14 protein-coding genes are annotated in these 14,365 nt (G+C 46.5%); 8 read left to right on the top strand and 6 right to left on the bottom strand.

All coding sequences use genetic code 11. The features are described 5' to 3' along the window. Positions 1–167: 167 nt before the first annotated feature. Complete coding sequence (locus tag AC58UU_RS11800; RefSeq protein ID WP_497315789.1) at positions 168–770, bottom strand: YdcF family protein; 603 nt, start codon at positions 768–770, stop codon at positions 168–170. A 99-nt stretch (positions 771–869) separates the two neighbouring features. Here AC58UU_RS11800 and AC58UU_RS11795 point away from each other — a divergent pair, with 99 nt between their 5' ends. From AC58UU_RS11795 to AC58UU_RS11770, 6 genes are all read left to right on the top strand, one after another. Further along, entirely contained in the window at positions 870–1,847 is a 978-nt protein-coding gene (locus tag AC58UU_RS11795) for an HD domain-containing protein (protein WP_497315788.1), read from the top strand. Between the two features lie 40 nt (positions 1,848–1,887). Further along, on the top strand, positions 1,888–2,463 hold the full coding sequence (locus tag AC58UU_RS11790) for a thymidine kinase (protein WP_497315786.1): 576 nt from the start codon (positions 1,888–1,890) through the stop codon (positions 2,461–2,463). A 56-nt stretch (positions 2,464–2,519) separates the two neighbouring features. Then, entirely contained in the window at positions 2,520–3,701 is a 1,182-nt protein-coding gene (locus tag AC58UU_RS11785) for an MGDG synthase family glycosyltransferase (protein WP_171648078.1), read from the top strand. 25 nt (positions 3,702–3,726) lie between these two features. After that, a complete protein-coding gene (locus tag AC58UU_RS11780; RefSeq protein WP_497315784.1) occupies positions 3,727–4,224 on the top strand; it encodes a hypothetical protein in 498 nt (165 codons plus the stop codon). Between the two features lie 487 nt (positions 4,225–4,711). Continuing rightward, on the top strand, positions 4,712–5,437 hold the full coding sequence (locus tag AC58UU_RS11775; protein WP_497315782.1) for a polysaccharide deacetylase family protein: 726 nt from the start codon (positions 4,712–4,714) through the stop codon (positions 5,435–5,437). Between the two features lie 49 nt (positions 5,438–5,486). Then, positions 5,487–6,413, top strand: coding sequence for a polysaccharide deacetylase family protein (locus AC58UU_RS11770; RefSeq protein ID WP_497315780.1), 927 nt, complete (start codon positions 5,487–5,489; stop codon positions 6,411–6,413). A 19-nt stretch (positions 6,414–6,432) separates the two neighbouring features. On the opposite strand, the gene AC58UU_RS11765 is transcribed toward AC58UU_RS11770, so the two are convergent. Together AC58UU_RS11765 and AC58UU_RS11760 are read right to left on the bottom strand one after the other, a co-directional pair. Continuing rightward, entirely contained in the window at positions 6,433–7,215 is a 783-nt protein-coding gene (locus tag AC58UU_RS11765; protein ID WP_497315778.1) for a C40 family peptidase, read from the bottom strand. Positions 7,216–7,364: 149 nt separating this feature from the next. Further along, complete coding sequence (locus AC58UU_RS11760; RefSeq protein WP_497315776.1) at positions 7,365–8,561, bottom strand: hypothetical protein; 1,197 nt, start codon at positions 8,559–8,561, stop codon at positions 7,365–7,367. Between the two features lie 255 nt (positions 8,562–8,816). On the opposite strand from AC58UU_RS11760, the gene AC58UU_RS11755 reads away from it, so the two are divergent. Together AC58UU_RS11755 and AC58UU_RS11750 are read left to right on the top strand one after the other, a co-directional pair. Then, on the top strand, positions 8,817–9,827 hold the full coding sequence (locus AC58UU_RS11755) for a M23 family metallopeptidase (RefSeq protein ID WP_497315774.1): 1,011 nt from the start codon (positions 8,817–8,819) through the stop codon (positions 9,825–9,827). Then, entirely contained in the window at positions 9,827–10,279 is a 453-nt protein-coding gene (locus tag AC58UU_RS11750; RefSeq protein WP_497315772.1) for a bactofilin family protein, read from the top strand. The genes AC58UU_RS11755 and AC58UU_RS11750 overlap by 1 nt, the downstream gene beginning before the upstream one ends. A gap of 614 nt (positions 10,280–10,893) precedes the next feature. Here AC58UU_RS11750 and AC58UU_RS11745 read toward each other — a convergent pair. The 3 genes from AC58UU_RS11745 to AC58UU_RS11735 all read right to left on the bottom strand — a co-directional run bounded on the left by AC58UU_RS11745 (position 10,894) and on the right by AC58UU_RS11735 (position 14,350). Further along, positions 10,894–12,399: a leucyl aminopeptidase family protein gene (locus AC58UU_RS11745; RefSeq protein ID WP_497315771.1), complete on the bottom strand. Its 1,506-nt coding sequence runs from the start codon at positions 12,397–12,399 to the stop codon at positions 10,894–10,896. After that, positions 12,396–13,295 carry a metallophosphoesterase family protein gene (locus AC58UU_RS11740; RefSeq protein WP_497315769.1) on the bottom strand — a complete coding sequence of 300 codons (900 nt, stop codon included), beginning with the start codon at positions 13,293–13,295 and terminating at the stop codon, positions 12,396–12,398. The genes AC58UU_RS11745 and AC58UU_RS11740 overlap by 4 nt, the downstream gene beginning before the upstream one ends. Before the next feature lie 98 nt (positions 13,296–13,393). Further along, complete coding sequence (locus AC58UU_RS11735) at positions 13,394–14,350, bottom strand: carbohydrate kinase family protein (RefSeq protein ID WP_497315768.1); 957 nt, start codon at positions 14,348–14,350, stop codon at positions 13,394–13,396. Between the last annotated feature and the right edge of the window lie 15 nt (positions 14,351–14,365).

Genomic DNA, 14,365 nt, shown 5'->3' with positions numbered 1-14,365 from the left:
TGGACGATGGAGTCGTTTACCCTTGGACGCACGCGTTAAAGCGCTAAAAAGTTATGACACGCGAATGCCTATTCCACCTAAACCAAGCTAATTAATTAGATGAAATATTCTCAATATTTTTTATATTATATTAACACTTGATATCTTATAGTTCAATTCAAAAATAATTAATATGAAAAGGTTTTCATTTTAATAGATTCCAGCGTGAAAATCGCAATGCCTGCACACTCCCTTAACGTATAGTACGTCAACGAAAGCGGACGAATCTGAACCGGCTCGACCGTCGATGTAATTCCCAGGCTTCTCGCCATCAGAGATGCCCGATAAGCATGGAAGCCATGCGTTACAATCACCGCTGTCCGATATCCTTTTTCCATCATAATCGCCTGACTGTTCTGTAAATTCTCCATGGTGCTTCGTGACTTCTCCTCTAAAAGGATGGCCCGCTCCGGTACTCCTTTCTCCATTAAATAACGTTTCATCGTTTCGGCTTCAGAGGGTTCACTGCCGCCTATTCCCCCACTGGCAATAATATTCGGAGCTAATCCACTGCTGAAAGCCTCCACCGCAATATCCAATCGTTCACGTAAAGCCGGACTCGGCTTGCCATCCCATACCGCAGCGCCTAGAATAATGATACAATCACTAGGAGTTCCATGGGAATGTTTCCAAGTATAGTTAACTTTCCAGCTCATTAGAGTAAAGTAAAACAGGATGATTAGGAACAAAGCAACGAGTATCCAAAACCAAGTTTTGAGTTTCTTTTTCATAGGCCCATGATAGCAAACTTTCTATGTTTCATGCTATGATAGCTTATACCGCTGCAATGAACATACATCCAGATTCCACAGCCTAGGAGGAACTCTGTTTTGAGTATACAGCATACTTTTTCAACCGGAACGATCTGGGAGCCTCTTTATCAATGGCAAATGAAGGCCCATCCGATTGAAGTTGAGCTTTTCCGGTCGCAGCCGCTGCGCCGTCTGAAGTTTCTCCATCACTTCGGGGCATCTGCGCTTTTTTCACCGATGACACATTCCCGCTTTGAACATACCGTAGGCGTCTGGTCATTGATGGCTCACTTTTGCCCAGATGAACCTCATCTGCGTATTGCTGCGCTTCTACATGATATTGGACACTTGCCTTTCTCCCATGCGGTTGAGAGAACACTTGGGTACGATCATCATCAGCAGACTGAGCAATTGATTAGGCGCGGCGTCGTTGCTGATATTCTCATCAAGCACGGCATTTCGCCACCGTCGATTGTGGATATTTTGAATCAAGACAGCCCTCTTACGAATAAAACAACGCTGCTTGGGCTCGATCATCTTGATAGCTTTCTAAGAGATACTTATTATGCCGGACAACAAGTACGACCACCCTCTGAGATTGTCAAAGGGCTTCGCTTACGCGGTCATTATGTGGAAGCTGACGAAGATACGGCTGCTGCGCTTGTTCATGCGGTTGTCGAGGACCACCGACTCTTTCTGAACCCACAGTTCCTTGCGATGGATGCTCTGCTGGCTAAGGCCGCTGCTCATCACTGCGAGTCGAATCCCGGCATGAAGGAACGTATTCCTTCCCTTATGGATCACGAATTGATCCAGGAGCTTTTGCAGAGCAATAATGCGACTTCCAGGGAAATCATCCATGTGCTGATGTACGAGCCCCAACGGATTCAAATCACAGGGGAGCCTGTTCCAGGCAGTATAGAAGTCAAAATTCGAAAACCTTACAAGAAACAACCACTGATCGGCGATAAGCTCGCCTCAGAAGCAAGCTTTCAATCTGCCGTCAAACTGGCAGAGCTCGATAGCATGACCGCTACTTACTTTTTCACCATATAATACTTACATTTATTACATCCGCAGAGGGGAATGGCCCAGCTTGGCAAAATTGTATTTCCGTTATGGCACAATGAACAGTGGTAAATCAATTGAAGTTTTACGAGTCGCTCACAATTATGAAGAACAAGGAAAAAAAGTACTGCTCCTCACGTCCGTCGTAGATGATCGTTTTGGAGTTGGCAAAGTTGTCTCCAGAATCGGCATGCAAAAGTTCGCTACCGTGGTAGACAAGGACTTGGATATGATTGCACTCGCGAGCACAGAACGCCCAAACTGCATTTTGGTTGACGAAGCGCAGTTTTTGAATAAAGAGCAGGTTGCTCAATTAATTGAAATTGTTGATGAATTGGATATTCCCGTTATTGCTTATGGGCTCAGGGCTGATTTCATGGGGCAATTATTCGAAGGAAGCGATGCATTATTAGCTGTAGCTGACACGATTGAGGAGATCAAAACCATCTGCTGGTATTGCGACAAAAAAGCGATTATGAATATGCGCTGCAAAGACGGGAAGCCGATCTTCCACGGCGAACAGATTCAAATTGGCGGTAATGAAAGCTATGTACCTGTGTGTCGTAAATGTTATGCATCTAAGCGGAAGTCTTCACAAATTTAAAGGCTATACTATCTATAGGTCACAAAGATATGGTTTTATTAAGAAAGGTGAGTTCCTTGCGAAAAAAACGGATTTTGCTCTTATCCGAGGGCTTCGGGAAAGGTCATACGCAAGCGGCTCATGCGCTTTCAGTGGAGCTAAGACAAAGTTCATCTGAAATTATCACACGTGTGATCGAGCTTGGCGCTTTTTTGCATCCTACCTTAGCACCTTGGATCTTTTCGGCATACCGCCGCACGGTTACATCACAACCCAAACTCTATGGTATGCTTTACCGTAATCAATATGAAAAGTCGCCTAACCGCGTTGCAGCACTTTTTCTGCATCGTATTTTCTACTCCCAAACGAAAGCAATCATCAAGCAGTTAAAACCAGATATCATCGTTTGCACGCATCCTTTTCCGAGCATTATTGTCTCTCGTCTAAAAAGAGCTGGACTTGCTGTTCCACTCTTCACCGTCATCACCGATTATGACATTCATGGCACGTGGATTGATCCAGCAGTGGACAAATATTTGGTTTCAACACCATTGGTGAGAGAACGCTTGATAGGCCGCGGCGTGCCGGAAACGCATGTTGAAGTCACGGGGATTCCTGTGCATCCTAATTTCCGGTTGGAACATAGCAAAGAGCAGATTCGCCAAGAATTTGGTCTAAAAGCAATGCCCACTGTTATGGTCATGGGCGGCGGTTGGGGAGTATTTAAAAAGGAAGAAAAGGAAGAACTTCTGACGTACTTGGCAAGTTGGAGCAAGGATATCCAGCTTCTAATCTGCCTGGGAACGAATGAAAAAGCACGTCAACAACTACTCGAGGAAGACGTGTTCCGGCAGCCTAACGTACATCTAATCGGTTATACAAGCGAGATTAACAAGCTGATGGACATCTCCGATCTGCTCATTACGAAGCCAGGCGGGATGACTTGTACAGAAGCGATGGCCAAAGGCATTCCAATGCTGTTCTACAGCCCAATTCCAGGTCAAGAAGAGAAGAACTGCGACTATTTTCAGGAACAGGGTTATGGCCAGAAAATTATTTCGCTAGAGATGATAGACCACTGGTTCAAATTACTGCTTGAACAGTATCCCGAGCTTGTGAAACGTAGAACAGATATCCGCAACCATCAAAAATATACGGCGCAAGACTGCTCCACAGCCATCATGCAATACTTAAAGTTATCGGAGAAGCGCCCCTATATGCAGGCATCAACAACAACACCGCTCATACAATGGTATTAACCATGTATAGGGCGGTGTTTTATTTATGGATCCCCTTCATCGATTCGGCAAGCAGTTCATCTTCTCTTATTTGCTTATCTGGTTCGTCGGCAGCCTCTGGATGATGGCTGTGCTGGGCAGCGGCTCAGTTCAGGGGAAACTGTTCGGTGTCGACATATTTCTGTATCACGAGTATGCGTGCTTTGGATTTGCGGGAGCTTTGGGCGGAGCGCTGTATGGACTGCGCATGTTTCATGAGCATTATCACGACCTCACCACACAGTGGGTGTACTGGTACCTGATGCGCCCGATACTTTGCTTCGGATCAGCGATTATAACCATCGTCTTATTCGAGAGCGGCATTCTGCTGCTGCAAGTCGGGGACTCGATGGCCGCTCGTATCAGTGTGGCGTTTCTTACCGGTTATGGATACGGGAAATTCATGGAGAAAATTCGTGCATTGACGAATACGTTTTTTAATGGAAACGGGAATGGGAGCAGTAACGGAAACGGAAGTAACGGCGGCGATCAGCCGAAGACCTAATAAGATGGTAAAAAAAGGGGCTCTCCCAAAAGTAGATACTGACCTTTTGGGACGGTCCCATTTTTTTACCATATAATTTATTGTTTTGTGTGGTTTGGGGCATTCCCAAATCTACCAATGGTAGACTTCCATTAAGAGAACGTAGAGGCGCAATTTACGTGGAATATGCTCTAATTCAAGCAGATGAGGAACGTAGAGGCGCTATTCCGTTGTTTTTAGCTTCAAATAGCACAAATTTCAACGAATAAGGCCCTCTCGTTCCGCTAATTTAACTTTCAGCTCATTTCATCCACTTTAGCGGCTTGTCGTTCCGTTAAGAACAACTCTTCCCCAAAAGGACCTCCGCTATTGGCTGAAGTTTTTGGGACAGCCCCTTTTTTTTGCTTAAAATCACCATAAGAGCTGAATCGAGCCAAATCTATATTGAATTGGATTGGGTTATTTGGGGATTATAATTTTGTCACCTACTTGTATAAAGGAGAACACCATGAGAATATTCTTGATTTTGTGTATTTGTCTATTTTTGATGCAACCTACTGCTAGTGCAACCCCTAAGAAAGATCGAGCTTATTATGAGACACGCGGAGAAATCGTTTGGGAAGTAAATACCGATGAAAAAGTCATTGCACTAACGTTCGACGATGGTCCTCACCCTGAGTACACAGCTCAGATCCTGGAACTGCTCAAACAGTACGAGGCTAAAGCCACTTTTTTCGTTGTAGGTAATAAAGTAAAGCTTTATCCTGACGTTCTAAATCAAACTATACGCGAGGGCCATGAGATAGCTAATCATACATACACCCACGCCTATCTAAGCAAAAAAAACAACATCAAAAAAGAAATTAATCAAACAGAGGAACTTATCTATGACACAACAGGAAAGCGGTGCCTATTGTTTCGCCCACCTGGAGGGTTTTATAACGAACGGCTTGTAGCTACTGTTCGAGCAGAAGGTTATAAGATGATTATGTGGAGTTGGCAATTGGATACAAAGGATTGGAGTACACCAGGGGTCAACAAAATTGTAAATAGCGTATTAAAGAATGCGAAAAACGGAAATATTGTGTTATTTCATGACTATATTGAAGGTCCTACACAGACCATAGCAGCCTTGAAGATCATTTTGCCGGAATTAAAAAGTAGGGGATATCAGCTAGTTACCGTTTCACAACTTCTAAACTATAACAAGGCTCTCCCGGCAAAAATTCATTAGACATTGAGAGGTCCTAACTAAATAGAGATTTGAAATGGAGTGCTTTTCGATGGCAATTTTTAAGCTTCGTTATTGTTTGATACTTTGTGCGCTGCCTGTTTTGTTCGGATTCACAGCATCCGCTGGCGACTCCGTCATGACCGAGATTATGAACGAAGCTCCAAAAAAGCGAATCTTACCTATTTCCGCCAGGATAGATCGTGTTGAGGGTGCTATCCCTGGTTACAATGGTCTGGAAGTCGATATTCAAAAGACATACGAAATGAACAAAAACAACCTTGGCAGCAGATCTATTCATTATGTTTATAAAGAAATACCAGCGGAGATTCATCTTAACCAGTTGGGAGCAGCCCCCATTTATCGCGGCAACCCTCAAAAACCGATGGTTTCTTTCATGATCAATGTTGCATGGGGAAATGAATATATCCCTGTTATTCTCGATACATTGGACAAGCATCATGTGAAAACAACTTTCTTTCTTGACGGATCTTGGCTTAAAAAAAATGTGACCATGGCCAAACAAATCCTCAGTCGCGGTCATGAATTATCCAATCATGCTTATTCTCATAAAAACATGAGCCAATTAAGCAATAGCCAAGCTTACCAAGAAATCTCGAAAACCGAGAAACTGCTCACTCAAGAACTGCAAGTAAAAAACCGATGGTTTGCTCCCCCGTCGGGTGATTTCGATAAAGAGACTGTAGAAGTTGCTCAAAGTATGAAGCTGAATACGGTGTTGTGGACATTAGATACAGTTGATTGGAGAAATCCAAGCCCGCAATCCATTATTCATAAAATAAGTACAAAAGTGGACAAAGGTTTCTTAATACTCATGCATCCTACTCGATCAGCAAGTAAAGCTTTGGATGGCATGATTACTGCTGTAAAGAATAAAGGATTGCATGTAGGGACTGTAAGCGACGTATTGTCTACAAATCGGGTTCCAGTTGGTGAACAATACTTTGGGACAGAATGACGTGGAACATTGGGGGGAGTTACAGAACTCGCTTAGCCTGGACAAAGCGCTCTTTCCAAGAACCATTCAATTCAGATATCGTGACTCCAATGCCCGGACGGAAGGTATGCAGCATAAGGCCGTTACCTAAGTACACCGCAACATGTCCGATACGGTCGATACCGCTTTTATTTTTTCTTTTGGGCGTGGTGAAAAACACGAGATCACCTTCACGTAGTTGATCGATAGACACCTCAGTACCAAGCTGACTCTGCTTCCTTGAATCTCGCGGCAGCGATACCCCTTGACTGATAAAGATGTATCTCAAGAAGGAAGAGCAGTCGAAAGAGTCGGTTTGGTCCGACTTCGCCCCGAATACGTAGGGGGTTCCAAGGAAGCCAAATCCTTTCACAATGAGATGGTCGGCTTTGCGTTTCCAACTTGGCTCCTTTTGATCCGAATGAGCGAGCTGTTCAAAATGCGCGACGACTTTAGCGGTTTCGGCAGCGGATATATTTACATTCTTCGTATTAGGGACTGGATCATCTCCATCTTGAGTCTGATCTTGTGTGAGAGCGCTCTCATTCTCCTTCACGGAAGGCTCGCTGCTATCAGGAGTTGTCATTGGTTTCACTGAAGGTTCTTTATCGGTAGTGGCATCCTGTCCTGATAACTGAATAGGAGCAGCTGCTACCCATCTATTGGCGTAAGCATTCGAGAATGCAGCCGATAATTCCATGTTTTCAGGATTTTTCATGGTAAAACCGATTAACACCAGAAAAGCAATGACTAGAGCGGCTATCGCATATTTTTTGGCAAGCATGTGTGGCCTCCTCTAGATAAGCAAGTTTACCTATACCATTCTACGGCCGATGACAAGGTCAGGGGGTATAGAGGATGGGATTTCATGGGTGATTAACAGCAAAGAAGCCTTTCCGTCAGCAGTGCACTGCTTCCAGAAAGGCTTCTTCGTCATTTCAGTGCATCAAACGTATGCACCTTGTTCCAACTGACACCACCGCTAGCAGTGGTGTACATCACGCTAGGCTGCTCATTACCATTCGTGATGAGCCAGCCTTGATTTATGTCTGCCATAGCCAACAGCAGCTCACCAAAGCCTGTGAACAACTCCTTGCCATTCACCCATGTCTTGCCGCCGTCCTTGGTCCAACCGACGGAGTTCGGCTTGTCACAGCTCGGGCACTGCCCGCCCATATAAGCTACGTCTGGACTCACGACATAGAGAGGTCCGGGCTTGGAGCCCGTGTTCTTCGGTCCCGTGTTCTCGCCCGCAGGGAAACCAGGGGCTGGTCCGCCACCGGCGGTGCTGTTTGCCAAAACCGTCAGCCAGTTCTTCCCGCCGTCTTTCGTGTGAAACAACGAATACGAGGTTTGGGTCATCCCCGATTCTCCAACTAGCTCAACCCACGCATCGTTTACACCCGCAGAACGAATAACGACACCGGTTAGTGAAGCTTCTGTTTTACGCGACATAACCTTATTCCATGTCTTGCCGCCATCCTGTGTTCGCTGGACTTCAATAGTATCCTTGACTTGTCTAACAGCCCATCCATTATTTTTATCATGGAAATAGGCGTCCCCCTTCGTCCCCTCAGGTACTGGCAAAGAAGTCCACTTCACGCCTCCATCCACAGTGTGTGCATTCCCGCTAAATGCTTCCGTCTTCGTTACAAAATGAAGGAATGCCTGATTCGGTACTTTACCAACGGATGTCCAGTGCTGGCCTCCATCCTTCGTATTTAACAGTTTACCTTCATCCGAGGCAACGGCCCAAGCATCTTGATTATTCAGTGCAAACAACTGCTTAATGTCGCCTGTCCCCTCGTATTGAACCTTCCATTTTACACCGCCATCATCTGTCCGTGCGATCCAACCTTTGCCGCCGATCCAGCCAGATTTGGCATCAGCCAGCCTTACTGCTGTTACCCCGTTCATCGATACCTTCGATGGTGTTTCATTACCTTTATTGGGAACAGCTGTCGAACCTGGAGCTGGCGTCTCAGCCGCAGCTGTCGGTTGTGGCGTGATCGTTGCACTAGGTGTCGGTGAATTTGAAGCATTCACTGTCCCGCTTGTTGTTCCGGATGATTCACACCCTGTAAGTGCGAATAGCGTAATTGCCAAAAGCGTAAATGTTTTTCTCAACATGATGATAACTCCCTTCACTTCTAATCGTTCATCGATCTACCTTATAGACGTAACTTTCCTGAGAAAAGTTGAGCCCGTAGACACATAGTTTTTTGGCAGATTTAGTATGTCCCATAGCGTATTGTGCTTATGATGGGAGCAAGAATGACCTACATCCCCTTTTTAGCAAAATAATAAATTAGGCATGACTCATCCCATTGACGAATACAATCGAATCAAGGAGGGGGACATTGTTACGGAAAGGAAGAGGATCGGTTGAAATTCATCTGGGGTAAAAAAGAACTCACCTTAATGATCATTCCGGGCGCCAACCACCGAACCGTAAGATTCAAACTTCCGCACAGTAGCCTGTATATTGTGCCAAGCTTGATCCTGCTCGTGTTGATTGGATTTTTTGTCACGATTTACTTAATGAATATCTACTCTCATCAAACGAAAACCAGCATGCAGCAAACGTTCGATGGACAAGAGCGCCAACTGGTTAATCAAATTACACTTAAAAATAGCGAACTGGAACAGCTTCAAACCAATTTGATTGACTTATCCCAGCAAGCGAATGAATTTAAGGTGAAGTTAGAAGAAATTAAGAAACTTGATCATGTCATTCAGTTAATGAGCCAGACAGAAGGAACAAACCGGACAAGCAAAAAGATTTCTATGGAGAGTACAGAGACTCCGAGTGGAGTACTCTCTGACATCGGTGGCAGCGAAGTCCCTGTTACTTCGCAAGAAGTATCTTCTTTGGTCAGCAGCACCAAACAAGGACTTTTTTCGTTAGTTGGGGATATTAATGCTCTTCTTGTGAATTTGAGCGAATCCGAAGCCAGGCTGGCAGAAGCCGAGCGTCTACGCAGCATTACACCGACACTTTGGCCAACGATGACCCACCTTATTACATCAGGTTTCGGCATACGAAGAGATCCTTTTACGCTTAAACCGACCATGCATGCCGGGCTTGACCTCGATGGTGAGATGAATGACCCCGTATATGCCACTGCTGCAGGTAAAGTCGTAGAAGCGAGCTTTGACAACGAACATGGCAATCATATTATTATCGATCATTCCCGAGGGATACAAACGGAGTACATGCATCTGAATAAAATGCTCGTCAAACGCGGAGAATCTGTAACGAAAGGTCAAAAGATCGGCCTACTCGGCTCCACAGGACGAAGCACGGGCTCCCATCTGCATTATGAAGTTCATAAGAACGGCGTCCAGATTGACCCCTCCCCTTATCTCATTTCCAATAGAAAGGATGAACCCTAATGCTTGGAAGCTCAAAAACGAAGCGAATTGATGCGAAAACAACCGACACTTTGATCGGGGGCAGTACCATTTGTGAGGGTAAAATCATGTCCGAGGCCAGCCTTCGCATCGAAGGTCAGATGAACGGCGACATTGAGTGCGCAGGCGACATCACGATTGGCGAGAACGCTGTTGTGCAGTCCAACATCCAAGCACGCGATGTCATCGTTGCCGGCAAAGTGAAAGGTAATATTCACACCAAAGGCAAGCTCATCGTGACCAGCTCAGGCGTGCTTGTTGGCAATATCGATGTCCGCTCCTTCATTATTCAGGAGGGCGGCATCTTTCAAGGAAGCAGCGCTATGAACCTAGCCGCTGTTAGTGACAAAGGCGGAGGCAACGGCAAAGTCATCGATGCCAAAGCACATAAACAGCAGAAGAGCGAGCAGCAGGCTGCTTCTGGCGGGAACTAAATGCCGGTAAGCATCTTGCGAACCCACTCCTCCTTCGGGTGAAGACAAGTAATACTAAGGGTAAGGGGCTATCCCAAAAGGGCTATAGACTTGAGGGGTATCTACATTGAAGATGGTTACACGAATCCATGAGGACTTCCACCGATAAGGGGAGGTCCTTTTGGTGTAGAATTGTTGTTCTTAATGGAACGACAAGCCGCTAAAGGGGATGAAATGAGCTGAAAATTTGAATTGGAGGAACGAGAGGTCGCTATTTGGGTTTTTTTGAGGAAAATAACCAACTAGCGGAACGAGAGGGCGTTATTCGATGAAATTTGTGCTATTCGAAGCTAAAAACAACGGAATAGGGTCTATACGTTCCTCGTTTACTTGAATTAGAGCATAATCCACGTAAATAGGGTCTCTACGTTCCCTCCCTCTGTTAGCAATGTTATTCTAACGCATGCTTTAAAGGAAGCCTACCGTTGGTAGATGGATGCATGCATCCATAAAGAAGCTGTCCATCTAATGTATTTATCATTTTTGGGACAGCCCTTCTATTACTCCATATTTTTCTTTTAAACCTTAAACTTCCCTAAAAGTACTTGTAATTCTTCTGACATCTTCCACACCTGCTACTCCTCTCTCAACGTTCGATTCCGTACAAATTGCGCAAGTAAACGGGCCCCGTAACCGGTTGCGCCTGCCGAATGCCAGCCTTGAGCAGACGATGCAGCCTTTAAAGACGCCATATCGATATGAGCCCAGCGCAGCGATGGCTGGACGAACTTACGCAAAAATAAAGCTGCCGTCGTAGCCCCTGCTTCTCCTACCCTGCTGATGTTGCATATATCCGCATAATCACTGTGCAGGTAAGCTTCATATTCATCGACAAGCGGGAGCTGCCACACTTTTTCGCTCACTTGCTTCCCCGCTTGCACGATCTCCGCCACCATAGCGTCCTCCCCCCAGATTCCAGCATACTTGGAACCTAGAGCGGCTCCGCAAGAATAGGTCAAGGTCGCAATATCAACGGCTTCCACTGCCCCAAGTCGCTGGGCATGAATCAAGGCGTCAGCTAGCACCAAGCGGCCTTCTGAATCCGTATTGCCCACTTGAACCGATACACCGTTCGGATATTGCAACAGCTCGCCAGGCAGCAATGCCTCCCCGTCTGGTATATTTTCGGCAGCAGCAATCAGAACAACGACGTTAGCCTGCACGTCCCCAGCAGCAAGAATATCAAGAGCGCCTATCACGGCTGCCGCCCCAGCCATATCCATGCGCATATCGCTGATATCGAAATCCTTTTTCAGACTGATACCACCTGTATCAAAAGTAATGCCTTTGCCAATTAGAGCCGTAAGCGGCAATGCCTCATCTGTACAATAGCGCAGCTCCAGAAGCGCTGGAGGGTACTTACTGCCTTTCCCCACGGCGATCAAGCCAACCATACCTTGCTGCTCCAGACGCTCCCCTTCATAAACGACAGCCTCAACTTTCGTACGGGCAAAATGTTCCACCGTCTTCTCGATAAGAGTCTTCGGACGCAGCATATTGGGAGGCTCATTCGCGAGATTGCGGGCTAGAATCGCCCCCTCTGCATAAATGCGTCCCCATCGTACCGCTTCGTTCAACGCCTCGCTTGCTTCCTCTACCTTTACTACCTCTGCTTCCGCTTCGGTGAGAAACTGCAAGCTTACTTCCACATGCTTGGTCTGTTTCGTTCGATATACCTCAAACGCATAAGTGCCGAGCTTCCAGCCTTCCACCCAAGCGATTACTGCTTCCACTTCGCTAATGGCAACCAAATGCTCAAAGCGCTTCAGCAGCTCGCCTAAGTTTATGCCTACTAGCTCTTTCTTGTGCTTATGAATCGCACGTCCTGCATTGCCCGCTGCCTCGCGGATTCGTTCCGTATCCAAGCACGAGGCTTCTCCACAACCGACCAGCAGCGCGTCACGCTCTCCAATACGGCCATGCAGCCAAGTCAGCGCTCCTCGTTCTCCCATATGCAGCAGAAGTGAATAGGCTTGCAGCCATGAAGGAAGGCGTGTCGCTCCCATCTCTTCGATGTCGTCCGAGCAGATGGGAACAATGAGGGTCTGGGCATCATTTTCTCCACCAACCGTAAACGTCATCTTAAGATACCTCCATCTTCTAGCCGCTGCCATGTTTCAAAGGAATGCCTTCCTTCTTGCAGACGAATAACGCGAGCACCCCGAGGTAAGTCTCCGTAGGTGCTGCAGCCTGTCACTCTGCCAAAACATAACCGAATATCATGCAGCGTACCACAGTAATCATTGTCATGATCATGACCGACAAAGGTTCCCATCACATCGCCCATTTCCACCATGGCAGCAAACAACCCGCTGTTGAGTTTGGGACAACATACCTCTTCGTGCTTGATACCGCTCACTTTCCCTAGATTCCATACATCGTTGTATTCAGGAAGCGGGATATGGAAAAACGCGAGCCCAGGCAATATAGCCCCGCTCCGTTCGCGGAGAGCAAGCGACTGCTGCTTATACCAATGCACCTGATCCGAGGCAATCCAAGCGTAACCGCCCACTGATTCTGGTGCCATCACGCCGGAATCGAGAAAATAAAGAACAGCGGCCGGATTCCCGGATTGCACGCTTTGAATCGTATGCATGTAATTGCCAACGCCGCTGAGATCTACTGGTCCTGCTTGCGAGTAGCAAGTCTTATGCTCCAGCGCGATCGCCATCAGTTCCTCACGTGTCACACTCTCCTCCGCATCGTGATTACCGAATACGTGCGTCCAGGGTAAGCCAGACTCAACAGCTGGAGCAATAGCTCTGCGAAAGGATGCTGAAGAGTCAGATACGCCATAGCTTGAAATCAGATCGCCCGTATACACGATGAGATCCGGCTTCTCCGCCGCTAGCACCGCACTGACTAAAGCGAGCGTCCTCAAATCCTCTTCATTGTCCTTGTCGCCTCCTATATGCAAGTCCGTGAGCTGTACAATAGTAAATGTCCCGTCCTCCCGGAACCTCAGATCGTCCGCCATTCATCCATGCCCCTTTCTAATCGCAGTTTCAAATATCTGAATAAGCTACTAAGAATGTATTCGCAAACTCGGTAGAATGATGTTGTAAAAAGTCGTCGTTATACCACCTCAGAATGGTCAGATCCCTGTTCTTTATTTTGCCTAATAAAAGCTTCCAGCCCTTCCCGATCCGGGGTACCGGTGCTGCCGCCATAAGCTCCGACGGACATGGCTCCACAAACGTTGCCATATAACAGGCAAGTCTCGACATTTAACCCTATTAAGAACCCATACATGTAACCCGCATTAAATGAATCTCCTGCTCCTGTCGTATCTAAGGCTTTGACCGAGAATCCGGGGCAAGACGTTTGCAAACCGTCTTTCATCGCTACGGCTCCTTGAGGTCCGAGCTTGATTACAACATGCTTGCAGAAGCTCGACATATAGCTTAAGCTGTCATCTATGTGTTCGAAGCCCGTATAGTGGTGCGCCTCGGTTTCGTTCATTAGAAAGACATCTACATAACGCATCAATTCAAACACCCCGGAATACCATTCTCCGGTATCATCCCAACCTACATCGCAAGATATTGTGACTCCCATCTCTTTCAACTTCTTCGCCATTGCGACGAATTCATTATGGTTGCGTCGCCCTCTATAACCGGTCACGTGGGCATGTCTGCCTAATGCTACTTGAGCTAAATCCAGGTCGCTTACTTGCATCTCAGCGTTTGATCCTGCATAGGTAATGAAAGAACGATCCTGCTCCGGATTAATCGCTATCGTTATGCCTGTACGACTCGTTTGGCTAGTCAGGATAAGACTGGTATCGATACCATATTGTCCAAACTGTTCCCGGATATAATGGCCGTAGCCATCATCTCCAAGAACACCGTTAAAGGCTACATGCAGCCCTAGCTTGGCTAATGAGATCGTGAATAAAGCTGCACCTCCGCCTACATGCATTAACATATCTTCAACAAAAATTTCCTGCCCAGGCAGAGGAATCTGATTACAGCCCACCACTACTAAATCAATATTGGCATCGCCGATGACAACCGCATCAAATTTGTTCATTCTGCTCTCCCTCTT

This window comes from Paenibacillus sp. JT22N1, assembly GCF_059692155.1.
The sequence above is the reverse complement of the archived record's forward strand: the minus strand, read 5'-3'. Positions and strand labels throughout refer to the sequence as shown.

Excerpts from the sequence above, each read along its gene's own strand:
- AC58UU_RS11800 (WP_497315789.1), bottom strand. The coding sequence starts at position 770 with ATGAAAAAGAAACTCAAAACTTGGTTTTGGATACTCGTTGCTTTGTTC.
- AC58UU_RS11780 (WP_497315784.1), top strand. The coding sequence starts at position 3,727 with ATGGATCCCCTTCATCGATTCGGCAAGCAGTTCATCTTCTCTTATTTG.
- AC58UU_RS11775 (WP_497315782.1), top strand. The coding sequence starts at position 4,712 with ATGAGAATATTCTTGATTTTGTGTATTTGTCTATTTTTGATGCAACCT.
- AC58UU_RS11770 (WP_497315780.1), top strand. The coding sequence starts at position 5,487 with ATGGCAATTTTTAAGCTTCGTTATTGTTTGATACTTTGTGCGCTGCCT.
- AC58UU_RS11765 (WP_497315778.1), bottom strand. The coding sequence starts at position 7,215 with ATGCTTGCCAAAAAATATGCGATAGCCGCTCTAGTCATTGCTTTTCTG.
- AC58UU_RS11760 (WP_497315776.1), bottom strand. The coding sequence starts at position 8,561 with ATGTTGAGAAAAACATTTACGCTTTTGGCAATTACGCTATTCGCACTT.
- AC58UU_RS11750 (WP_497315772.1), top strand. The coding sequence starts at position 9,827 with ATGCTTGGAAGCTCAAAAACGAAGCGAATTGATGCGAAAACAACCGAC.
- AC58UU_RS11745 (WP_497315771.1), bottom strand. The coding sequence starts at position 12,399 with ATGACGTTTACGGTTGGTGGAGAAAATGATGCCCAGACCCTCATTGTT.
- AC58UU_RS11740 (WP_497315769.1), bottom strand. The coding sequence starts at position 13,295 with ATGGCGGACGATCTGAGGTTCCGGGAGGACGGGACATTTACTATTGTA.
- AC58UU_RS11735 (WP_497315768.1), bottom strand. The coding sequence starts at position 14,350 with ATGAACAAATTTGATGCGGTTGTCATCGGCGATGCCAATATTGATTTA.